General features: G+C 62.8%; 18 protein-coding genes. 16 read left to right on the top strand and 2 right to left on the bottom strand.

Going from position 1 to position 22826, the window contains the following annotated elements:
• The first annotated feature begins 240 nt into the window (after positions 1-240).
• From OIS53_RS00525 to OIS53_RS00515, 3 genes are all read left to right on the top strand, one after another.
• The gene (locus tag OIS53_RS00525) at positions 241-1782 is read left to right on the top strand and encodes a carbon-nitrogen hydrolase family protein (protein WP_264682409.1); all 1542 of its coding nucleotides are present in this window, start codon (positions 241-243) and stop codon (positions 1780-1782) included.
• 302 nt (positions 1783-2084) lie between these two features.
• A complete protein-coding gene (locus OIS53_RS00520; RefSeq protein ID WP_264680432.1) occupies positions 2085-2609 on the top strand; it encodes an energy transducer TonB in 525 nt (174 codons plus the stop codon).
• Positions 2610-2942: 333 nt separating this feature from the next.
• Complete coding sequence (locus OIS53_RS00515) at positions 2943-4961, top strand: DUF4394 domain-containing protein (RefSeq protein WP_264680431.1); 2019 nt, start codon at positions 2943-2945, stop codon at positions 4959-4961.
• A 289-nt stretch (positions 4962-5250) separates the two neighbouring features.
• Here the strand turns inward: OIS53_RS00515 and OIS53_RS00510 are convergent, their stop codons facing one another.
• Positions 5251-5985 (bottom strand): RDD family protein, encoded by a 735-nt coding sequence (locus OIS53_RS00510; protein ID WP_264680430.1) that lies wholly within the window; start codon positions 5983-5985, stop codon positions 5251-5253.
• A 167-nt stretch (positions 5986-6152) separates the two neighbouring features.
• Between OIS53_RS00510 and OIS53_RS00505 the strand changes: the two genes are divergently transcribed.
• The 7 genes from OIS53_RS00505 (at position 6153) to OIS53_RS00475 (ending at position 15712) form a co-directional block, all read left to right on the top strand.
• Positions 6153-7127: a stage II sporulation protein M gene (locus OIS53_RS00505; protein ID WP_264680429.1), complete on the top strand. Its 975-nt coding sequence runs from the start codon at positions 6153-6155 to the stop codon at positions 7125-7127.
• Position 7128: 1 nt separating this feature from the next.
• Positions 7129-8046, top strand: coding sequence for a hypothetical protein (locus OIS53_RS00500; RefSeq protein ID WP_264680428.1), 918 nt, complete (start codon positions 7129-7131; stop codon positions 8044-8046).
• Between the two features lie 109 nt (positions 8047-8155).
• On the top strand, positions 8156-8923 hold the full coding sequence (locus OIS53_RS00495; RefSeq protein WP_264680427.1) for a DUF4129 domain-containing protein: 768 nt from the start codon (positions 8156-8158) through the stop codon (positions 8921-8923).
• Positions 8924-8935: 12 nt separating this feature from the next.
• The gene (locus tag OIS53_RS00490; protein ID WP_264680426.1) at positions 8936-10393 is read left to right on the top strand and encodes a DUF4350 domain-containing protein; all 1458 of its coding nucleotides are present in this window, start codon (positions 8936-8938) and stop codon (positions 10391-10393) included.
• 342 nt (positions 10394-10735) lie between these two features.
• Positions 10736-11629, top strand: a complete 894-nt coding sequence (locus OIS53_RS00485) for an AAA family ATPase (protein ID WP_413775201.1) — start codon at positions 10736-10738, stop codon at positions 11627-11629.
• 119 nt (positions 11630-11748) lie between these two features.
• Positions 11749-13092 carry a DUF58 domain-containing protein gene (locus tag OIS53_RS00480; RefSeq protein ID WP_264680424.1) on the top strand — a complete coding sequence of 448 codons (1344 nt, stop codon included), beginning with the start codon at positions 11749-11751 and terminating at the stop codon, positions 13090-13092.
• Between the two features lie 547 nt (positions 13093-13639).
• Positions 13640-15712, top strand: coding sequence for a beta-N-acetylhexosaminidase (locus OIS53_RS00475; RefSeq protein WP_264680423.1), 2073 nt, complete (start codon positions 13640-13642; stop codon positions 15710-15712).
• Between the two features lie 220 nt (positions 15713-15932).
• On the opposite strand, the gene OIS53_RS00470 is transcribed toward OIS53_RS00475, so the two are convergent.
• Entirely contained in the window at positions 15933-16313 is a 381-nt protein-coding gene (locus tag OIS53_RS00470) for a hypothetical protein (protein WP_264680422.1), read from the bottom strand.
• A 394-nt stretch (positions 16314-16707) separates the two neighbouring features.
• On the opposite strand from OIS53_RS00470, the gene OIS53_RS00465 reads away from it, so the two are divergent.
• From OIS53_RS00465 to carA, 6 genes are all read left to right on the top strand, one after another.
• Positions 16708-17688 (top strand): aspartate carbamoyltransferase catalytic subunit, encoded by a 981-nt coding sequence (locus OIS53_RS00465; RefSeq protein ID WP_264680421.1) that lies wholly within the window; start codon positions 16708-16710, stop codon positions 17686-17688.
• A 96-nt stretch (positions 17689-17784) separates the two neighbouring features.
• Entirely contained in the window at positions 17785-19062 is a 1278-nt protein-coding gene (locus tag OIS53_RS00460; protein WP_264680420.1) for a dihydroorotase, read from the top strand.
• 220 nt (positions 19063-19282) lie between these two features.
• Positions 19283-19819, top strand: coding sequence for a 5-(carboxyamino)imidazole ribonucleotide mutase (gene purE / locus OIS53_RS00455; protein ID WP_319805468.1), 537 nt, complete (start codon positions 19283-19285; stop codon positions 19817-19819).
• Positions 19816-21066 carry a 5-(carboxyamino)imidazole ribonucleotide synthase gene (locus tag OIS53_RS00450; RefSeq protein ID WP_264680419.1) on the top strand — a complete coding sequence of 417 codons (1251 nt, stop codon included), beginning with the start codon at positions 19816-19818 and terminating at the stop codon, positions 21064-21066. The genes purE and OIS53_RS00450 overlap by 4 nt, the downstream gene beginning before the upstream one ends.
• A gap of 178 nt (positions 21067-21244) precedes the next feature.
• On the top strand, positions 21245-21646 hold the full coding sequence (locus OIS53_RS00445) for an endonuclease domain-containing protein (RefSeq protein WP_264680418.1): 402 nt from the start codon (positions 21245-21247) through the stop codon (positions 21644-21646).
• Positions 21647-21726: 80 nt separating this feature from the next.
• Positions 21727-22803, top strand: a complete 1077-nt coding sequence (carA, locus tag OIS53_RS00440; protein ID WP_264680417.1) for a glutamine-hydrolyzing carbamoyl-phosphate synthase small subunit — start codon at positions 21727-21729, stop codon at positions 22801-22803.
• The last annotated feature ends 23 nt before the right edge of the window (positions 22804-22826 follow it).

Below are 22826 nucleotides of genomic sequence, written 5' to 3'. Positions count from 1 at the left end.
CGGCCAGCCGCCTCCGCTGGGCTATCTTTGCGTATTCTTCTGACTTAGCTTTCCTTTTCCGATATGGCCACGAGCTCCAATGGCAAGGCCGCGACCAGCGGCGCCCACGCCAAAAAAGTAACCCCGCGCGACAAGTCTGCGCCGGCTCCGGCCGAGCTGCTCACGCCCACGGCCGTGCCGGCGCACAAGCTGGTGCTGCGCACCCTGCGCCGCTCCGACTACAAAGCCGTGCGCGACATCATGGACCAGGTGTACTCCAACATGGAAGGCGCCTGGGCCCAGGACGAATACAACAACCTGCTGCGCAAATTTCCCGAGGGCCAGATCTGCATCGAGGACAACGGCCGCCTGGTGGCCGCGGCCCTGGCCATCATCGTGCAGTATTCCGACTTCGGCGACCGGCACACCTACTCCAAAATCACGGGCAACGGCAAGTTTGACACCCACAACCCCGACGGCGACACGCTCTACGGTGTCGACGTGTTCGTGGACCCCGAGTACCGCAACCTGCGCCTGGGCCGCCGCCTCTACGACGCCCGCAAGGAGCTGTGCGAAAACCTGAACCTGCGCGCCATGGTGGCCGGGGGCCGCATTCCCGGCTACGCCAAGTACGCCGACGAGATGACGCCGGCCAAGTACGTGGAAATGGTGCGCAACAAGGAGCTGACCGACCCCATCCTCACCTTCCAGCTTTCCAACGACTTCTACGTCCGCAAAATCATCAAAGGCTACCTGCCCTACGACTCCGAAAGCAAGGCCTACGCCACGCTGCTGGAGTGGATTAATGTGTATTACGACGAGGACGCGGGCAAGCTCATCGGCAACCAGAAGTCCAACGTGCGCATCGGCATTGTGCAGTGGCAGATGCGGGCCACCAAGAGCCTGGAGGACCTGTTTCAGCAGATCGAGTTCTTCGTGGACACCGTGTCGGGCTACAAGGCCGACTGCGTGATGTTTCCGGAGTTCTACAACGCCCCGCTCATGGCCCTTACCAACGAGGACACGCCCTCGGTGGCCATCCGGGCCATGGCCGCCTTCACCGAGCCGCTCAAGGCCAAGTTTATGGAGCTGGCCGTGAGCTACAACATCAACATCGTGGCCGGCTCCATGCCGCTTTACCACGATGGCAAGCTGCACAACGTGGCCTACCTCTGCCGCCGCGACGGCACCGTGGACGAGCAGTACAAGCTGCACGTCACGCCCGACGAGGCCAGCTACTGGGGTATGCGCGGGGGCAACAAGCTCAAGTGCTTCGACACGGATTTCGGCAAAATTGGCATTCTGATCTGCTACGACGTGGAGTTTCCCGAACTCTCGCGCATGCTGTCGGATGAGGGCATGAAGATTCTGTTTGTGCCGTTCTGGACCGACACCAAGAACGCCTACCAGCGCGTGCGCCTCTGCGCCCAGGCCCGCGCCATCGAAAACGAGTGCTACGTGGCCATTACCGGCTCGGTGGGCAACCTGCCGCGGGTCGAGAACATGGACATTCAGTACTCGCAGAGCGCTGTGTTCAGCCCCTCGGACTTCGCCTTTCCCCACGACGCCATTGTGGCCGAGGCCACCCCAAACACGGAAATGACCCTGATTGCCGACCTCGACCTGGACCTGCTTAAGGACCTGAACACCGGCGGGGCCGTGCGCAACCTGCGCGACCGGCGCAAAGACCTGTACTCGGTGAGCTGGGTCAAGAAAACCGAGCGCGACGACGAGCTGCTGGCCCAGGGCGAGGAGCGCATTCCCAAAAGCGGCAGCCGCCGCAAAGCCGTGGCGGCCGGCTAGGCCGCGGGCAGCAGAGCACCGCCAAAAAGCCTTCCCGTTTTTGGGAAGGCTTTTTTACTTTAGCGCAGGCATTGTATGATTATTCTGCTTTGAAAAGGTCCTACTTCATAACTACCCTGCATTCTCTTTCGCTTATGCGCCCGGCTGGCTTTGTTGTACTTGGCTTCCTGTTATGCTCCGTTGGGGCTCACGCTCAGAAAAATCGTAAACCCGACCCTTTTAGCGCGGAGCAGCTGGAGAAGGGCAACCAGCTTGATGGAAAGCGGGTTGGGAAGTGGAACTTCTATACCCCGAGCGGGGAGTTGGAATTAACTTTCGATTATGATTCCAGCCGGATCAGCTTTCTGAGGCCCGATACGAGCCACTACCTGGTACGGGTGGGAGAAGAGTGGCAGCCCAGGCGCCTCCATCGGGCTCCGCGCATCCTGGGTAGCTCTGAGTTTCGGCTGGCTACTATTACCCGCTCTATACGCTACCCGGTTACTGCCCTGCAAGTCGGCAAGCAGGGAACGGTGCTCGTGGGTTATACGGTGGGCCCCGACGGGCACACCACGGACTACGCCATCGAGGGCAGCCTGAGCAAAGCCTGCGACCAGGAGGTAGCGCGCGTGCTGCAGTTGCTCCCCGACACGTGGATACCTGCTGTATATCAGGGCCATCCGGCCGCCACCCGGCACTTTCTGAAGGTAAACTTCCGGATAATGAGTGAGGCCGAGCATCAGCGAATGATTCAAGCCAGATCCGGGCCGGCCGCCAAGGCCCAGGCGAATGACCGGCCGCGCTACGTGCAGGAAGTTGAGGTCGTAGCTATTGGTCGTACGCTTTGAGCGGGCAGCCTGAGCTACCCCCCTGTGGATCACTCCGCAGTGCTCCGTAGGAGGTTTCCTGTGGTGCAGCTGAAAGAGTAGCTGGGGCCTGCGTCGTACTTTTTTCCTCTTCACGGCCTGTCAGCAGCTGACAGGCCGTTTTTTATTGTTCGTTTAGATGGTTAGATAAAATTTATACAGCTGAAAGTCAGCTTATTGAAACCTATCTAAGAAAGATGAAGAGAATTATTGTATCGGTGCAAGCCGAACGCCAACCGGTTTCGTATCTGCTTCCGCTCACCCTGAGGTGGCTCACTTAATTTCTCTTTTATTCACCTACTTCTACTCTTTTTCATGCTGCCATTTTCTACCCGCTGCTCGGTGCTGCGCCGGGCCGGTCTGCTGCTGGGTGCCGCTGCGGCCCTGACTGCTGCCGCGCCGGCTGCCGCCCAAACCGTGTATGGCCTCACCATCCCGACGGGAGCGGCGCCGGTTACGTCGCTGGTTTCGTTTGAAGCCACGGCTCCCGGCACCCTCACTTCCACGCTGCCCGTGACGGGCGTTGCGGCCGGCCAGACGCTGGTTGGGCTTGACTTCCGGCCCAATACCGGGGAGCTGTACGCCCTGGGCTACAACCCCACCGGCACCCAGGCCCAGCTCTACACCATCAACCTGACCACCGCCGCGGCCACCGCCGTGGGGCAGGCCCTGACCCTGGACCTGGGCACCACCACGGCCCGTATCGGCTTCGACTTCAACCCACTGGTGGACCGGATTCGGGTGACGGCGGGCAACCGCGCCAATATACGCCTGCACCCCGTTACCGGCGCTTTGGTGGCTACTGACACCCAGCTCGCCTACGCTGCCACCGACGCCAATGCCGCCCAGACGCCCGGCGTGGGCGCTTCGGCCTACACCAACAGCTACATCGGCGCCACCAGCACCATTCTCTACAACCTCGATGAGGCCAACAGCCGCCTGGTGACGCAGATTCCGCCCAACAACGGCACGCTGAACTCGGTGGGCGGTTTGGGTCTGGACTTGAGCCAGGCCGGCCAAGCCGCCGACCTGGACATCTACGTCAACCCGACCACCCGCACCGAGGTGGCTTACCTGACGGTAGCCACCCCCGACCCGGCCTCGACGGGCAGCACCAGCATCCTGTACACCCTGAACCTGGGCACCGGCGCTACGTCAGCGGTGGGCGCCATCGGCACGCTCGGCGCGCGCGTCACCGACATTGCCGTGCGCATCACCCGGCCGGCCACGCTGCCGGCCGTTACCGGGCAGCTGGCCTACGCTTTGGCCGGCTCACCTAGCACCAATCTGCTTACCTTCGACACGGCCCAGCCCGGTACTATTCGCACCTCGGTGGGCATTACGGGCGTGGCTGCTGCCCAAACGTTGGTGGGCATTGATGTGCGCCCGCTCAACAACGTGCTGTATGGGCTGGGCTACGACGCGGCCACCCAAACCGGCCAGCTCTACACCCTGAACCCTGCTACCGGCGTGGCCACGCCCACCGGCAACAGCTTGGCCCTGGCCCTGGGCTCGGGCAGCGTGGCCTTTGACTTCAACCCGGCTGCCGACCGGATTCGGGTGGAAGGCGTGAACCGGGCCAACTTCCGCCTCAACCCCAACGACGGCACGGCAGCCCCTGCTCCGGACAAAGAGCTGACCTACGCCACCGGCGACGTCAACGCCAGCGCCACCCCGGCCATTGGCTCGGTGGCCTACACCAACAGCTTCCCCGGCCCGGCCGGCGACGCCACCACTCCGCGCAGCACTGAGCTGTTCGGCTACGACGAGGCTCTTAACGTGCTGGTGCGCCAAAGCCCGCCCAACGACGGCACGCTGAGCACCATCGGCGCCTCGGGCATTACGGTAACGCCCGGCGCCAACGTAGATATGGACATCTTCAGCTCGGCGGCGGGCACCAACACGGCCTACCTGGTAGCCGCTACGGGCGGCGCCACCACTTCCAGCCTCTATTCCCTCAACCTGAGCACCGGCGCGGCCACGTCGCCGGCCCTCATCGGCCTGGGCATTACGGTGCGCGACCTGGCCGTGGCCGGACCGGCCGGCGTGGCCACGGGCATCCGCCGCCCGGAGGTAGCCGCCGACTTCACGCTCTACCCCAACCCAGTAGCTGATGCCGCCTGGGTAAGCTTCCGCCTGCCCCGCGCCGGCCGCGCCACCCTCACCCTCACCGATGCCCTGGGCCGCACCCTGGAAGAGAAGTCGACCGAGACCCTGGCCGCCGGCCCGCACACGCTCACCTGGCAGCCCGGCACGCGCCGCGCCGGTGTCTACCTGCTCCGCCTGACCGTGGACGGCCAGACGGCCGGCACGCAGCGCATTCTGGTGCAGTAGTCGCCCTGGGGCAAGTTGCCTCAGGAGTGGACTTGCAGCATTCGTAACGCAGCAAGCCCTGGCCAACCGGCTGGGGCTTGTTGCATTAAGAGCCAAGCCCCAGCGGGGCGGCCTATCGATAGCAAAGGGTGAAGCAGAAGAATCACCAAGCCCCAACGGGGCGACACTCATCGTTGAAGGATTGTGTCGCTCTGCTGAGGCTTTGAGCATACAGTACCTACTGACTCCTACCGATATGCCGCTCCGCTGAGGCTAGTGGCATTACACGCATTGCCCGAGCCCTACCCGCTCAGGCGTAGGGACTTTCCTGGGCGGCCAGGTGGGCATGGTCGCGCAGTACGGTGCGCAAAAAGGCCTCGTCCGACAAGTCGGTGCGGATGCTGGTCAGCTCCTTGACTTTGGTGGCCAGCTCGTGCAGCACCAGGTAGTTTTCGCCGGCCAGGCTTTTGTGCAGCAGCTGCCGGATGGTGGCCACGTCGTGGTCGGCGAGGCGGGCGGCTTCGGGAAACACCACCACGTAGCCGGGCTCGGTAACAGCCGGGGCCAGGGCTCCGGCCGCCTGCCGGGGCCGGGTGCTTATGACGGCCGTGCCCGCCGCTATGTCGCCGATGCGCTGCCCTTTGCCGTTGGCCAGCACCACTACCAGCGCAATCAGGCCGCTCATGATGCCGGTATCCACGATGCGCAGAATCCAGCGCAGCAGGTAGTCGCCGAAGCGGGGCGTGGTGCCATCCAGCCGGATAACCTTGATGTCGCGGGCTTTTTTGCCGACGCTTTGCCCGTTCATGAACACTTCGCAGAGCAGGTGGTAAAACAATGCCGGCAGAGCCACCAGCACGATACCGACGACCACTAACGCGCTTTCATTGTTGATTCCCAGGACCGAGAACACTATCACCCAGGCTATAATCCAGGACCAAATCACAATATTGTCGACGATGGTGGCCAGCACCCGGTCGCCGACGCTGGCTACCTGGTATTCGAGCGTAACGTTTTGGGTGGTCTGAACGCGGATAGAACTCATAAAAGGCGAGAGAAGAAGACCGTGGACTAGCGCGTCGGCACCGAAAAATTGCTAATCTTCGCGGGCCGGTACGTTGCGCAAATTACATGCTTAGCCACTAACTTCGGTTTCCTCTTCTCCTCCTATTCTATGGCCAGGGTGCGGGGTTTCTACCTGCCCGGTACTGTATGCGCGAAGCCGTATTTCTCCGTCAAAATGAAGCCCGCTGGAAACAGTACGAGCAGCGGGCCACCAATCCCGAGGAGCTGGCCGCCCGCTTCGTGGCCCTCACCGACGACCTGGCCTACGCCCAGACCTTTTACCCCGGCTCGCCCACTACCCGCTACCTCAACGACCTGACGGCCCGCCAGCACCAGCAGCTCTACAAAAACAAGGCGGAATCTACGGGGCGGTTTGCCGAGTTCTGGCGCCGCGAGCTGCCCCTGGTGGTAGCCCGCCACCACCGCACGCTGGCCGTTTCGCTGGTTTGCTTTCTGGTGTTTGCCTTGATTGGGGCGTTGTCGGCGGCCTATGATGAGAGCTTCGTGCGCGTGGTGCTGGGCGACGCCTACGTCAACCGGACCCTGGAAAACATTGAGCGTGGCGACCCTATGGCCGTGTACAAAGGCATGAACGAAACGCCTATGTTCCTGGCCATTACGCTCAACAACATTTACGTGGCCCTGACCACCTACGCCCTGGGGGCCACACTGGGGCTAGGCACCATCTGGGCGTTGTTCCGCAACGGCGTCATGCTGGGGTCGTTCCAGTATTTCTTTTACCAGAAAGGCGTGCTGCTGCCCTCCGTGCTGACCATCTGGATTCACGGCACCCTCGAAATTTCGGCCATTGTGCTGGCGGGCGGGGCCGGCCTGGTTATGGCCCGCGGCGTGCTGTTTCCGGGCACCTACTCCCGCAGCGAAGCCTTCCGGCAGGCCGGGCGCGACGGCCTGAAGCTGGCCATTGGCCTGGTACCTATTTTCGTGATGGCGGGCTTTCTGGAAGGCTTTGTCACGCGCCACACCGACATGCCGCTGGCGCTGAGCCTGCTCATTATCGGTGGGTCGGCGGCGTTTATCATCTGGTACTTCATCGTGTACCCGCGCCGGCTGGCCGCCCGGGCCCTGCCCGCTTCGCCCCCGCTTACTCACACCACCACATAGTATGCAGCAGAAGTTTACCCAAGAAGCTGATTTTCGGCAGGAGCGGGATTTTGGCCAGAAAATCGGGGCGACGTTCGAGTTTATCGGGGCGCACTGGCGGCCCCTGGGCAAGTGCCTGGCCTACTACGTGCTGCCCGCCGCCCTGCTGACGGGCCTGGCCACCGGCTTGTTTCAGAACGAGGTGTTCGGCGGCATGGACGGGTTTTCCACGGGCAGAGCGCAGCCCCGGACGCTGGACTTTATGGGTAGCTCGTCCTACTTGCTGAGCCTGCTGACTTCCCTGATCAGCTACATCCTGCTGGGCACCACTGTGTATGGCTACCTGCGCCTGCGCCTCGAAACGCCAGCTACCGAAGTCATTACCCCGCGGCAGGTGGGTCAGTACGTAGCCCGCTACTCGCTGCCCTTCCTGCTAAGCAGCCTGGTGGGCGGCCTGGTGGTGGGCTTAGGCTTTATGCTGCTGGTTATTCCGGGCATTTACCTGGCCGTGGCCTTAAGCCTACTGTGGGTGGTGCAGATACTGGAAGACGCCTCGCTGGGCCACAGCTTTCGTCGCAGCCTCAATCTGGTGAGAGACCACTGGTGGGCTACGCTGGGCCTCGTGCTTGTAGTGTCGATGATTATCTCCATTATGGGCATTGCCTTCCAGATACCACAGTACCTGGCTATTTTCGGCAAGGCCTTTCACTGGAGCTTTCTGTCGTCTGACTTCGTCATGATTATCGGCGGCATTCTGATGGCTATTGGTCATACGCTGCTGTACACCGTGCTTATGCTGGCCCTGGCGTTTCAGTACTTCAACCTGGTGGAGAAGAAAGACGGCCTGGGCCTGCGCAGTATGATTGACTCCCTGGGCTCCACCACGGCCCCCACTGTATCTAATACCAGCCTGCGGCCCGACGACGAGGGTGAGTACTAGCCTCTAGCCGGCGCCCGTTCCTTTCCGTGGGTGCTGACTGGCCCACGGGCCGCTGATTCCGCTTTTTACCGTATACACCGTGCCGCTACGTTTCTCTTTTTTCAGTGGAGTGCTCCTCAAGCCCAGGCGGCTGCTGGCTGCCGGCTGGCTGGCGGCCCTCTTGCTGCTGACGCTGCCCGCCGCCCTGGCTGCCGCGCCGGATTCGGCGGCGGCCACCCGCCCCGTTCCCGCCGACCAGACGCCCACCCTGCGCCTGCGCCGCCCTGATGCCGGGCGCCTGCGCGAGCTGCGCCAGCAGCGCGACTTTCGCTACGTGGAGGTAAAAAGTGAGCTGAGCGCCTGGGACCTGATGTGGCTGCGCTTCTGGCGCTGGGTGGCCGAGGTGCTGGCCACGCCGTCGGGGCGGTTTGCGTGGAAGTATGGCCTCTACGCCTTCCTGGTGGCGGCCCTGGTGTTTGCCGTGCTCAAGCTGCTGCAAGTAGACCTGACCCGGGCCTTTGGGCGGGCTCCGCGCCGGGCCGCCCTCAGCTACGACACCGAAACCGAAGACCTGCACGCCCTCCAGCTCGACGCCCTGCTGGCCCAGGCCGAGACGGAGCGCAACTACCGCCTGGCCGTGCGCCTGGGCTACCTGCAAGTGCTGCGCCAGCTGTCCGACACCGGCCTTATCCGGTGGCAGCCCGACAAAACCAACCACGACTACCTGTTTGAGCTGCCCGCCGGCCCCCTGCCGGAAGCCTTTCGGGAGCTGACGCGCCAGTTTGAGTACGTGTGGTACGGGGAGCAGGAAGACCTGACCACCGACGACTACGAACGGGTGCGCGCCACCCGCCTAGCCTTCCAGCGCCGCCTCACTCCTACCCGCCACGCCGCCTAGCGCCCTACTGCCATGACAACTTTCCGCTGGTACATGCTGGGGCTGGGGCTGCTGTTTGCGGCTTACGTAGCCGTGGAGTACTACCGCCCCCAGCCCCTGGACTGGACGCCCACCCTGCGCAACGACCATAAGATTCCGTACGGCGCCTACGTGCTTTACGACCAGCTGCCCGCCGTGCTGGGCGTGCCTCGTGCCGAGGTAAAAACCGTGCGCGCCCCCATCTACAGCCAGATTGAAGGCGTGGATGAAGATGCCACCACCGAAGTGACGGAGGCTATTGTCCTACCCGATTCGGCAGCGGCAGCCACCGAGGAAGCTCCCGCCCCTGACACCACCGCCGCCGACTCCCTTCGCATCGTCGTTCCTACCAGCGAAGCCGTCGTTTCCACCGCCGCCGCTGACTCGGCTACTACTGCTACCGCCGAGGAGGACGACCAGGACTATGCCGCCGGCCTGCGCGAAAGTAGCTTCGCGCCGGCTACCTACGTATTTGTGGCTACCAGCTTCGAGCTGAGCCGGCAAGACTGCCGCTCCCTGCTGCGGCACGTGGCCCGCGGCAACGAGGTGCTGATTGCGGCCGAAAGCTTCGACTCCTTTTTTGCCGATACCGTTGGCTTCGGCACGAGCGTGTACGTGCCGCCCATGAAGGTGCAGAAAAAGACCGAACAGCCTATTCTGACCGACTCCGTAAGCCTGCAACTCAGCAACCCGGCGCTGGCCCGGCAAGCCGCCGGTGGCGGCTTTCGGCTGCCGCTGCTGGCGGCCAGCAGCCGGCTGCAAGCCCGTCCCAACCTGTCGAGCCGCGCCACTCAGCTAGCCGCCGACGACCGGGGGCAGCCCGTGCTGCTGCGCGTGCCCCACGGCCGGGGCCACTTCTACATCTGCTCGGTGCCGCTGGCGTTTTCCAACTACTTTGTGTTGCAGCCGCGCACCAGCAGCTTTGCCTTCGCCGCCCTCTCCTACCTGCCCACGGGCCGCACCGTGTGGTGGGACGAGTATCAGAAGCAGGGGCGCCGGGGTGAGCAGTCGTTGCTGCGGGTGCTGCTGGAGCACGAGGCCCTGCGCTACGCCACCTACCTGACCCTGGCCGCGGCGGCGCTGTTTGTGCTGGTGGAAGCCCGGCGGCGGCAGCGCATCATTCCCGTGCTCAAGCCCCTGCCCAACACGAGCCTGCTGTTTACGCGCACCGTGGCCAGCCTCTACCACCACGGCACCGACCACACCCTGATTGCGGAGAAAAAAATCAACTTGTTTCTGGAGCACCTACGCACTCGCTACCACGAGCCCGGCCTCGACCTTACCGACGAAGCCACCCGAGAACGGCTGGCGCAGAAGTCGGGCCTGCCGCGGGCCGAGGTAGACGCGCTGAGCCGTCGTATTCACTTTGTCCTTACCGCCCGGCAAGTTTCGGATGCGGAATTGCTGGCGCTGAACAAAGCTATTAACACTTTCCGCCACGTTGCTGCTTGAAATTGCACTGATCTGTAAAGTTGACTTTTTCCAGTTTTTAATTATTCCAATATCGCCCTCACTTGCTGTAAACATTAATTTTTAACTTGTATACATTTTATTATATGTAATTATATCACACCTCCTTTGTAGCCATTTCACTGCTTTCGTATAATGAACTCCGACTTTCCGCCGTCCGCTGAACCTACCAGCAACTCCTTTGCACCCGATGCACCGCTTCATCCTTCGGCTCCCGAGCCGGTGGCCCCAGAAGCGGCCGCGGCCCCATCGGCCTTTGCTCCCCGCACCGACCTCAGCCACCTCAGCCGCCACGCCGACGCCATTCGGCAGGAGCTGGGCAAGGTGATTGTGGGCCAGCAAGCCCTGGCCGAGCTGCTGCTCACGGCCCTGCTGGCCGATGGGCACGTGCTGCTGGAAGGCGTGCCCGGCGTGGCCAAAACCCTCACAGCCAAGCTGCTGGCCCGCACGCTGAGCGTGCCTTTCAGCCGCCTCCAGTTCACCCCCGACCTCATGCCCGCCGATGTGCTGGGCACCTCGGTGTTCCGGCCCAACCGGGCCGAATTTGAGTTCCGGCCCGGCCCCATCTTCGCCAGCGTGGTGCTGATTGACGAAATCAACCGCGCCCCAGCCAAAACGCAGTCGGCGCTGTTTGAGGTGATGGAGGAGCGCCAGGTAACCCAGGATGGCACCCGCTACGCCATGCCGGAGCCCTTCGTGGTGCTGGCTACCCAGAACCCCGTGGAGCAGGAAGGCACCTACCGCCTGCCCGAAGCCCAGCTCGACCGGTTCCTGTTCAAGCTCAACGTGGGCTACCCTACACTGGAAGAGGAAGTGCTGATTCTGCAGGGCCACCACGCCGGCTTCGGGGGGGCGCCCTTGGACACAGTACAGCCGGTGGTGTCGGCTGAGGACTTGCAGCGGCTGCGGGAGCAGGTGCGCCGCCAGCACGTGGAGCCTAAGCTGCTGGAGTACATTGCCTGCCTCGTAGGCCAGACCCGCGCCCACAAAGGCTTGTACCTGGGCGCTTCTCCCCGCGCTTCGCTGGCCTTGCTCAACGGCGCCAAAGCCCTAGCCGCCCTACGGGGCCGCGACTTTGCCACACCCGAAGACATCCAGTACCTGGCCCCCGCCGTGCTGCGCCACCGCATTCAGCTTACGCCGGAGCGCGAAATGGAAGGCGGCACCCCCGACGACATCGTGAAGCAGATTCTGCAGCAGATTGAAGTACCACGGTAGGTTTCTCGCAGTGTTTCGCAGTGGAAAAGCGCAGTGTTTCGCAGTGTGCTGACGTCTGAACACTGCGAAACACTGCGCCACCACTGCGAAACACTGCGAGAAATAACCACTGTCCCTGCATGAAGTCCCTCTTCCTCTCCACCCGCTTCTTCCTTCTCCTGACGGCGTTGATCGTGGGGCTGGTGGTGGCGTTTTTCGTGCCGGCCTTGCTGGCGCCGCTACAGGTGCTGCTGGGGCTGCTTGTCTTGCTCACGCTTCTGGACGTGGCCCTGCTGTATGCGGCGGGGGGCGGCGTGTTTGGGCGGCGGGTGCTGGGCGACAAGCTGGCCAACGGCTCCGACAACGACGTGGCCCTCTACCTCGAAAACCTGTACCGCTTCCCCATCGGCACCCAAACCATCGACGAGATTCCGCACCAGTTTCAGCGGCGCGACGTGCTGTTTCGGGCGGCCATTAAGCCCGGCGAAACCAGCATCATTCGCTACCAGCTGCGGCCCACCAAGCGGGGCGAGTACGAGTTTGGGGCCCTGAACGTGTACGTGGCCTCGCCGCTGGGGCTGGTGCGGCGGCGGTTTCGGTTTGATGAGAAGCGGGTAGTACCGGTGTACCCGTCGTTTCTGCAGATGCGCCAGTACGAGCTGCTGGCCATCCATAACCGCCTAACGGAAGTGGGCGTGAAGCGCATCCGGCGTGTGGGGCAGAGCTTGGAGTTCGAGCAAATCCGGCCCTACGTAGCCGGCGACGACCCGCGCACCATCAACTGGAAGGCCACCGCCCGCCGGGCCAGCACGCCCCAGGCCGCCGATGCGCTGGTGGTCAACCATTACCAGGACGAGCGGGCCCAGCAGGTGTACTGCCTTATCGACAAGGGCCGGGTGATGCGCATGCCCTTCGAGGGCCTGAGTTTGCTTGACTACGCCATCAATGCCACGCTCGTCGTCAGCAACATTGCCCTTATCAAGCACGACAAGGCCGGCCTGATTACCTTCTCCCACCAGCCCGGTGCCCTGCTGCCCGCCGACCGCCGCAGCGGCCACCTGCGCAAGCTGCTGGAAATCCTGTACCGCCAGAAAACCAAATACCTCGAAACCGACTACGAGCGGCTCTACATCACAGTCAAAACTCAGGTTCGGCAGCGCAGCCTGCTTATTCTGTTTACCAACTTTGAAACGCTGTCGGGCCTGCACCGTCAGCTGCCCTACCTGCGCCGCATGGCCAAGGACCACCTGCTGCTGGTGGTGTTTTTTGAAAACACCGAGCTGCGCGCCTTCCTCGACGCCCCCGCTACCTCGACCGAAGACGTCTACAACCAGACCGTAGCCGAGAAATTCGCCCAGGAAAAGCGCCAGATTGTGCGCGAGCTGAACCGCTACGGCATTCATGCCCTGCTCACCGCCCCGCAAAACCTGACGGTGAACACCATCAACAAGTACCTGGAGTTTAAGGCGCGGGGGTTGATATAGGGCCTCACCCCCCGGCCCCCTCTCCCGTGGAGAGGGGGAGCCTGACGTAGGACGTTCTGCGCCGCCCTGTCGGCTACCGCCTCCAGGACGGCTACCGCCTCCAGGACGGCTACCGCCTCCAGGACGGCTACCAATATGAACGTTCCGGCCGCATAGCGGCCAGCAGGTTTGTAGCCAGATAAGACAGGCACGTGTGGCGCCGCGTAGCGGTGCAAGAGACGTTCTGGCGTTTCTTGCACCGCTACGCGGCGCTATGTTGTTCTTCCCCATCTATCTCTATCTGCTTTACAAACCTGTAGGCCGCTATGCGGCCGTGACACCTGCTGCCATCTATATTGGTAGCCGTTCTGGAGGCGGTAGCCGACAGGGCGGCGCAGAACGACCTGGCGTCAGGCTCCCCCTCTCCACGGGAGAGGGGGCCGGGGGGTGAGGCCACACGGCAGGACTTTTGAGAAGTAAGGATTGTCCAAAACGGATAGGCCCCGCCTCGCAATGACCCTGGCTGCTTTCTATCTTCGCCTTTTGCCTGACGCCACTTCTCCCCTTGATGCGCCTTCTTGTTTTCTTTCTCTTGCTGCTGGCCTCTCCCCTGGCGGCCCAGCCCACCGATACCCGCACTCTGCTGCCCGTACCGGCCGAAGCCCGCTGGGGCGCCGGGCGTTTTCAAGTAAAATCGGGGCTGTCCTGGCAGGTGTTTACGCCCAGCCAGGGCCCGGCTACTCTGGCGGCCGACTCGGCGGTGGCCGAGGCCGTAGCGCGGCTGCAACAGCCGGGTACAGGAGTTCCGCAGCGGCTGACGTCTCCCCTGCCCACGGCCAGCTTGGTCGTTCAATACGGCCGGCCGGGCAACCTGCTCAAAGTAGGCGAAGATGAGTCGTACAGCTTGCGGGTGACGCCCATGGGCGTGGCTCTGAATGCCGCCACCCACTTGGGCGTGCTGCGGGGGCTGGCTACGCTACGGCAGCTGCTGCTGGTGGAGAAGAAAGGCCTGTACCTGCCGGAAGTGGACATTACCGACTCCCCCCGTTTCCCGTGGCGGGGGCTGCTGCTCGACGCGGCCCGCCACTTCATGCCCTTGCCCGTCATCAAGCGCAACCTCGACGCCATGTGGGCCACCAAACTCAACGTGCTGCACTGGCACTTGTCCGACGACCAGGGCTTCCGGGTGGAGAGCCGCACGCTGCCCCGCCTACACACCGTGGGCGGCGAGGGGCAGTTTTACACCCAGGCCCAGGTGCGCGAGGTGCTGCGCTACGCTGCCCGGCGCGGCATTCGGGTGGTGCCGGAGCTGGACATGCCCGGCCACGCCACGGCCTGGCTGGCCGCCTACCCGCGCCTGGCCTCCAACGACTCGGTGTACGGGGTGGCTCGCCGCTGGGGCGTGCTCAACATTGCCATGGACCCCACCAAGGAATCCACCTACGGCCTGCTCGATACCCTGCTCACGGAAATGGCCGGCCTATTTCCGGACCCCTACTTCCACATCGGGGGCGACGAGAACGACGGACGGCAGTGGAAGCGCAACCCGCGCATCGTGGCGTTTATGCGGCAGCAGGGCTTCGTGACGGACAAAGGGTTGCCCGACAAGCACGCTTTGCAGACTTACTTTAACCGCCGCATCCTGGGCATGGTAACGCGCCAGGGCAAGAAAATGATTGGCTGGGACGAAATTCTGGGCCCCGGCCTGCCGCCAGATGCCGTGATTCAGAGCTGGCGAGGGCGCAAAGGCCTCTACGAAGCGGCCAAAGCCGGCCACCAAACCCTGCTGTCCAACGGCTACTACATCGACCTCAACTACAGCGCCGCCACCCACTACGCCGTGGACCCGCTGCCCCAGGACGCCCCGCTTACCGAGGCGCAGCGGCAGCTGGTGCTGGGCGGCGAGGCCACTATGTGGGCCGAGTTTGTGGACAGCGTTATCGTGGATTCGCGCATCTGGCCCCGAACCGCCGCCGTGGCCGAGCGGCTCTGGAGCCCCGCCACCGTGCGCAACGTGCCCGATATGTACCGCCGCCTGGCCCTGGTGAGCCAGGACCTGGACCGCCTGGGTCTTCATCACCGCACCGCTCCCGAGCAGCTCCTACGCCAGCTGGCTGGTACGCCCGCCGCCCTACCGCCCCTGCGCACCCTAGCCAGCGTGCTAGAGCCCGTGAAGGAGTACAAGCGCCACTTCCAGGGCTTCAAGTACACCACCCAAACGCCCCTGAACCGCCTCGTTGACGCTGCCCCGGCCGAGTCGGATGTAGCGCGAGAGTTTGGCTGGCGGGTGGATAGCCTGCTGGCTTCTACCAGCTTACCCGCTAACCAGCGTTCCACCTCAACGAAAAAGATGCTGAAGCAGGTCCGGAGCCAGCTGGAACAGTGGCAGCAAAACGACGCCCGCGTGCAGCCCGTGCTTCAGCAAAACCTTACCCTGCGCGAGTACGCCCCGCTCTCTGTCAACCTGAAAACCTGCGCCACCCTGGCCCTGGAGCGCCTTCGGCTGCTGGAGAAAAACCAGGCTCCCACGCCCGCCTGGCTGGCCGCCGTCCGCCAGCAGCTCGACGCCGCCAAAGCCCCCGCCGGCCAAACCGAGCTGGCCGTGCTGCCCCACCTGCGCCGGTTGGTGGAAGCGAAGTAAGCGGTAGCGGTGTAGCGCGAACTGTACAGTTCGCGCTACACCTAATAGTACGGAGTTCTGGCCCCATGTTCGCTATTTGAGAGGCTCCAGCTTCCCCACCAGAGTGGAATGCAAGAACGATTGTAGAGGCGCGAACCATCGCGGGCCCGAAGCCCGCCGATGGCTGACACTGGGCTGGGGCCCCGCGGTATACTGTGGTAGTGCTTAGTTCAGCGTTGCACTAGTGGGTTACCCCTTGCAAAGCCTGGTTCACCGTCGCAAAGCCCGATTTGTCGTCAGGATTGACGCGCACGGGTCCGGAAACTACGCGCACGGCTTGCAGAGAGAAACATGGGTCTGGAAACGGCGCTGCTAATTCTAGCACATAGGCTACCAAGGACGTGCTCACGTTGGAATACTTATACAACTCACCAAGCCGGCAGACGAGAAATCCCTTGGTCTGGTACCACTTGCCCTGCGGGGCCAGCATACGTTGCAGAAACACGGGCAGCGCCACCGCCGAATCCGCGGGGACGAAGGGCTGCTTGCCGCCGGAGAGTGGCGGCCCGCCAGCTGAGGCTGCGGAATAAAGAGCTAAAGATAAGATGGCTTGTGCTTGCAAAGCAATTGGTTACGTGAGTCATAATTTTTTTGCTGGCGAAAAGAACAACAAAAAGTATGTCGTTTAGCCCGTTAGGTCGAAAATGAAATTTGAGAAAAACAGTGCGAAAAAAAAATTACCATTGCCGATGAGTTGACGGGCGTAACAATGCCGTAGCTTTGCATCATGCTTCAGCCAAAAAACTTGTTGATGAAGCGCGGGACCCTGCCCGGCCGGGAGCCGCGAGTGGACCGGAAGGTCTTCGCCACCATCGGTTCTCCCGATTTTGCCTCTGGCATTTCCGTTGTTTTTTCTGGGTGTTGCCCCGCCACCGTTTCGGATTCCGAAACGGTTTTTTTATGTCCATTGAGTCCGTCGGCTGCCGCCCCGCAGCCACTTTTTCCCTAACTCCGGAATGGCACGTAAAGACCTGCTCGACATTGCATCCCTGCACCGTGAGGAAATCGAGTTCCTGCTCGACCAATCCACGAGCTTTAAAAAACTGTTCACCCGCTCGGTGAAGAAAATTCCCGCCCTGGAGGGCAAGTCCGTGCTCATGCTGTTCTATGAGGCCAGCACCCGGACGCACTCCTCCTTCGAGGTGGCCGCCAAACGCCTCTCGGCCGAGGTGACGAACTTCAACGTCGACCATTCCTCCATCACCAAGGGCGAGTCGGTGCGCGAAACCATCGAGACGCTGCAGGCCATGCGCACCGACTACATCGTCGTCCGCCACGGTCACTCCGGCCTGCCCGGCATGATTGCCCGCCAAACCACGGCGTCGGTCATCAATGCCGGCGACGGGGCGCACGAGCACCCCACCCAAGCCCTGCTGGACGCCTTCACCATCCAGGAAAAATTTCCCGACCCCAGGGGCAAAAAAGTCCTCATTATCGGCGATATCCTCCATTCCCGCGTCGCGCGCTCCACCAGCACCCTGCTGCAAAAGCTGGGCGTCGAGGTTGCTTACCTCGGCCCAGGCTCCCTGGTGCCCAAGTATGTCCCGGAAAGCATCCGCCGCTTCACCGACTACGAGGCGGCCATGGCCTGGGCGCCCGATGTGGTGTACCTGCTCCGCGTGCAGATGGAGCGCCAGGACGTGCAGTTTTTCCCCAGCCTTCGGGAATATCACCGGGTCTACGGCATCACCAACGACCGGCTAGCGGAAATCCGCCAACGCGGCCTCTACATCATGCACCCCGGCCCTGTGAACCGGGGGGTCGAGCTGTGCGACGCCGTCATGGACTACGAGCGCAGCCTTATCACCAACCAGGTTGAAAACGGCATCTCCGTTCGCATGGCCGTACTCGACTGGCTCACGCCGGGCGGGGAGTTCCCGCGGCAGGAAGCGTATGCTGCCCCGCAGCGAGCTAGCTCACCAGTAACTATGCCCTAAATGCCGGACGCGACGGCTAGTGCCGCCCGTGTATTTTCATTCCCAATAGCCTAAATACCCCCACCCCCTCTGCCGGTTTACCGCACTCATCCATTCATGCTTCTCCTTCAAAACGCCCGCATCGCCTCTGAAAATTCACCTGTGCTTGTCGAAGGCGACGTCCTGATTGTCGAAGGAAAAATTCAGCATATCGGCAGCAACCTAGCCATTCCCGAGGGTGCCCGGGTCATCGACGCGCGCGGTCGGGTGCTGATGCCGGCCATGTTTGATGCCCACGTTCATTTCCGCGCTCCGGGATTTGAGAACAAGGAAACCATCACCACGGGTAGCGAAGCGGCCATCAATGGCGGCGTTACCGGCGTGGTCATGATGCCGAATACCCGCCCGGCCCTCGACTCGGCAACCGCTATTGCCACCGTGCTGGAAAATGCCAAGCACCGGTCCCGCATTCCGGTGTATACCTCCGGCTGCGTCACCAAGAACCGCGAGGGCAAGGAACTGGCGGAAATCGAGGGCATGCGCGAGCTTGGGGTGAAGATGCTCACCGACGACGGGGACACCACCCACGACCCAGCGGTGTTGCTGCGGGCGATGCAGTACGCCACCGAGTTCGGGATGTTTTTCGCCAGCCACTGCGAGGTACCGGAACTGGCCGGGCCGCGCGCCCTGAACGAAGGGGTGATGAGTTACCGGCTCGGCATCAAAGGTTCGCCGGCGTGCGCGGAAGAAATCATCATCGACCGCGACATCCGCCTGGCCCGGGCAGCGGGCGCCCACATTCACATCCAACACGTTTCCAGCAAGCTCGGCATGGAGACCATCCGCTGGTGGAAATCCCGCGGCGATGTGAAGGTCACGGCGGAAGTGGCCCCGCACCACCTGCTGTTCACCGACGAGCACATCGGCGACTACGACACGAACTACAAGATGAACCCGCCGCTGCGCACGCAGGCGGATTGTGATGCCCTGCTCGAAGGGCTCATCGAAGGCGTGTTCGACCTCATTGCCACCGACCACGCGCCGCACACGCCGTACGAGAAAGCCCAGGATTTCATCAGCGCGCCCAATGGCATCACCGGCTTGGATACGGCTCTGGTGTCGCTCTATCACCACTTCGTCCGGCCCGGGAAATTCGGGTGGGACTTGGTGGTGAAGCGCTATTCGGCGGAGCCCCGCCGTCTGATGGGCCTGCCGGTACCCACCATCGAAGTCGGCCAAGAAGCCAATTGCGTCCTGTTCGATACCGAAGCGGAAACAACCTTCACGCGGGAATTCATGAAGTCCAAATCCCAGAACACGCCCTTCATCGACCAGACGCTGAAAGGTCGGGTGGATATGGTGATTTTAGGCACGGAAGTCCTGCTGGAGCGCTGATAGTTAAGTACTCACGCATTCAACAATCTAGTTCTGGCGGGGCGCCTCACCCCCCAGCCCCCTCTCCGAAAAGGAGAGGGGGAGCCGAGACGGAATATATGTCTCAAAAATTGAGAAACAGCCATTAGATAATTACCCTTATCGTCTGGCTCCCCCTCTCCTTTTCGGAGAGGGGGCTGGGGGGTGAGGCACTGCGTCAGGTCAGCTTGATTTGTTTCCCATGAATACCCTTTCCACCTCCAACACCCCCGATACCCCCGGCACCGCTTCAGGCCAGCCCCTGATCGGCGTGGTCATGGGCTCCAGCAGCGACTGGGACACCATGCAGCATGCCGTGCAGATGCTCGCGCACTTTGGCGTGGCCCATGAAGCGCGCGTCGTGTCGGCCCACCGCATGCCTGACGACTTGTTTGCCTACGCCGAACAAGCCGGCCCGCGCGGCTTGCAGGCCATCATCGCCGGGGCAGGAGGGGCCGCCCACCTGCCGGGCATGATGGCCGCCAAAACCACGCTGCCCGTGCTCGGAGTGCCGGTGGCCAGTCGCCATCTGCAGGGGGTAGATTCGCTGCACAGCATCGTGCAAATGCCCAAGGGGGTGCCCGTGGCCACGTTTGCCATTGGCACGGCCGGGGCGGCCAATGCGGCCTTGTTTGCCGTCAGCCTGCTGGCCCTGCACGACCCCGGCCTGGCGACCAAACTGCAGGCGTTTCGCGCCGAACAAACCGAAGCCGCTCGCGCCATGACGCTGCCGGTATGAGCGCCGATATGCACGATGTAGCCATGACCCCGGTTTTACCGGGCAGTGAGGACGCCGCTGGCCAGCAGGCGACCCTGGGGGTGATGGGGGGCGGCCAGCTGGGCCGGATGTTTGTGCATGCCGCCCAGCGCCTGGGTTACTTCACCGCCGTGCTGGAGCCTGACGCGCAAAGCCCGGCCGGGCAAGTGAGTCACCACCACATCCAGACCGACTACCACGACCCGGCCGGGCTGGCGCAACTGGCCCAGCTGTGCCAGGCCATCACCACCGAGTTTGAAAACGTGCCCGCCCAGGCCCTGCAAGCGCTGGCGCTGACCCGGCCCGTGGCGCCGGGCGCGGCTGTGGTGGGCATTGCCCAAAACCGCATCGCGGAAAAAGCCCTCTTCACGGCCTGCGCTGACGTGTCGGGGGTGACCTGCGCGCCCTATGCGGTGATTGAAACGCTGGCCCAGCTGCAGGCCGTCCAGGACGACCGGGCGGATTTGCTGCCTGGCATCCTGAAAACCGCGCGCCTGGGTTATGACGGCAAGGGCCAGGTCCGCGTCAGGACCGCCGTTGAACTGGCCGCCGCCTGGGCGGAGTTGGGCGGCGCCGCCTGCGTGCTGGAAAAGCTGCTGCCGCTAACCGCCGAGTGTTCGGTGCTGGTGGCGCGCGGCTGGGACGGGCAAGTCGTCAGCTTCGCCCCGCAGCGCAACGTGCACGTCGATGGCATTCTGGCCGTGACCCACGCCTACGAAGGAAACATGCCGCCCGCCCTGGCCGATAGGGCCCGCGAGGCGGCCGTTTCCATTTCGCAGCATCTGAGTTACGTCGGGGTGCTGTGCGTCGAGTTTTTTGTGGTGGCAGACGGCAGCGCGCACGGCGGCCTGGTGGTCAACGAAATGGCCCCGCGCCCGCATAACAGCGGCCACTACACCCTGGACGCCTGTGACGTGTCGCAGTTTGACCTGCAGGTCCGGGCGATGGCGGGCTTGCCCTTGCCGCCGCCGCGCCACCATTCGCCGGCTATTATGCTCAACCTGCTGGGCGAGGTGTGGTTGGACGGCAATGGTGGGCGGCGGGAGCCGGACTGGCCCGCCGTGCTGAGTTTGCCGGGCACGCACTTGCACCTGTACGGCAAGGTGCAGGCACGCGCAGGCCGCAAGATGGGCCACCTGACCATCACCGGCCCGGATGTCGCCAGGGTCAAAACCGTGGCGCGGCGCGCCGCTGGTTTGCTCGGCTTGCCGGGGCTGGACTTTATCTAGAGTGTAGGATGTCGTTCGTTGGTTCGCCTCACCCCCTAGCCCCCTCTCCGAAAAGGAGAGGGGGGACTAGTTTCTAGTTTTTAGCTCTAGCTTTTCTTCCTCAAGCTCACTCGTTGAACGCACCCCCTCTCCTTTTTCGGAGAGGGGGCCAGGGGGTGAGGCACCCCGCCAGAACATTATGGAACCCACCGCCGAAAACTATCTGCCCCAAGACAAAATCTTCACGGCCGACAAAAAGCAGTACGCCAGGCTGAAGCTAAAAGAACGCGCCCGAGGTATGCGCCACGAGCCTACCCCGGCCGAAGCAAAGTTGTGGCAGCTCCTGCGCGGCAACCAGCTCGGCGTAAAGTTCCGCCGCCAGCACAGTATCGACCGCTACATCGTCGACTTCGTCTGCCTCACCCACCGACTGATTGTGGAACTGGACGGGGCCGGACACCTCGAACCCGACCAAGCCGCCTACGACCAAGGCCGCACCGCCTACCTTCAGGAGCTAGGATACCGCATCCTCCGCTTCACCAACGAGCAAGCCCTCAATCTACCCCGGCGCGTCCTAGCCACCATCAAAATCAACCTCTAAAAACGCCCCGCCCCCCACCAGAACGCACCCCCTCTCCTTTTCGGAGAGGGGGCCGGGGGGTGAGGCGCCCCGCCAGCACAATGAAAACCGTAAAACTCATCCTCGAAGACGGCACCGAAATTCAAGGCGAATCCTTCGGAGCCTTTACCTCCGCCGCGGGCGAGGTCGTGTTCAGCACGGCCATGACGGGCTACCCCGAAAACCTCACCGACCCCTCCTTCGCGGGCCAGATTCTGGTGCTCACCACACCCATGGTGGGCAACTACGGCGTGCCCGGCGAGGAACTCTACGAGTCGATTTCGAAGATTTTCGAGTCCGACAAAATCCACATTGCCGGGCTGGTGGTGAACTACTACTCCGAGGAGCACAGCCACTGGAACGCCGCCAAAAGCCTGGGCGACTGGCTGAAGGAATACAACATCCCCGGCATCTGCGGCGTCGATACCCGCCTGCTCACCAAGAAGCTGCGCGAGCAAGGCGCTCTGCTGGGCAAAATCGTGGCCGCGGACGACGTGCCCTTTCATGACCCCAATCTCGACAACCTGGTGGCGCAGGTGAGCCCCGAAGGCGTGCAGCACTACGGCAGCGGCCAGCACAAAATCGTGCTGGTGGACTGCGGCACCAAGACCAACATCATCCGCTGCTTCCTGGAGCGCGACGTAGAGCTGATTCGCGTGCCCTGGGACTATGATTTCACGACCCTCGACTACGACGGCCTGTTCCTGAGCAACGGCCCCGGCGACCCGAAAATGTGCACCGCCACCATCCAGCACCTGCAAAAGGCCCTAACCCAGGACAAGCCCATCTTCGGCATCTGCCTGGGCTCCCAGCTCATGGGCCTGGCGGCGGGCGGCGACACCTTTAAGCTCAAATACGGCCACCGCAGCCACAACCAGCCCGTGCGCCTGGCCGGCACCCAGCGCTGCTACATCACCTCCCAAAACCACGGCTTCGCGGTGGATACCGATACGCTACCCGTCGAGTGGAAAATGCTGTTCGAGAACCTGAACGATGGCACCTGCGAGGGCATCAAGCATACGTCCAAGCCGTTTTTCTCCACCCAGTTTCACCCCGAAGCGGCGGGCGGGCCGGAGGATACGGAGTTTCTGTTCGATGACTTTTTGCAGGCGGTGGTGGAGTATAAGGAGGGTAAATAGAAGGAGCTAAAAAGAATGTCATG

It is taken from the genome of Hymenobacter sp. YIM 151500-1, from assembly GCF_025979885.1.
Taxonomy (GTDB): Bacteria; Bacteroidota; Bacteroidia; order Cytophagales; family Hymenobacteraceae; genus Hymenobacter.
The sequence above is the reverse complement of the archived record's forward strand: the minus strand, read 5'-3'. Positions and strand labels throughout refer to the sequence as shown.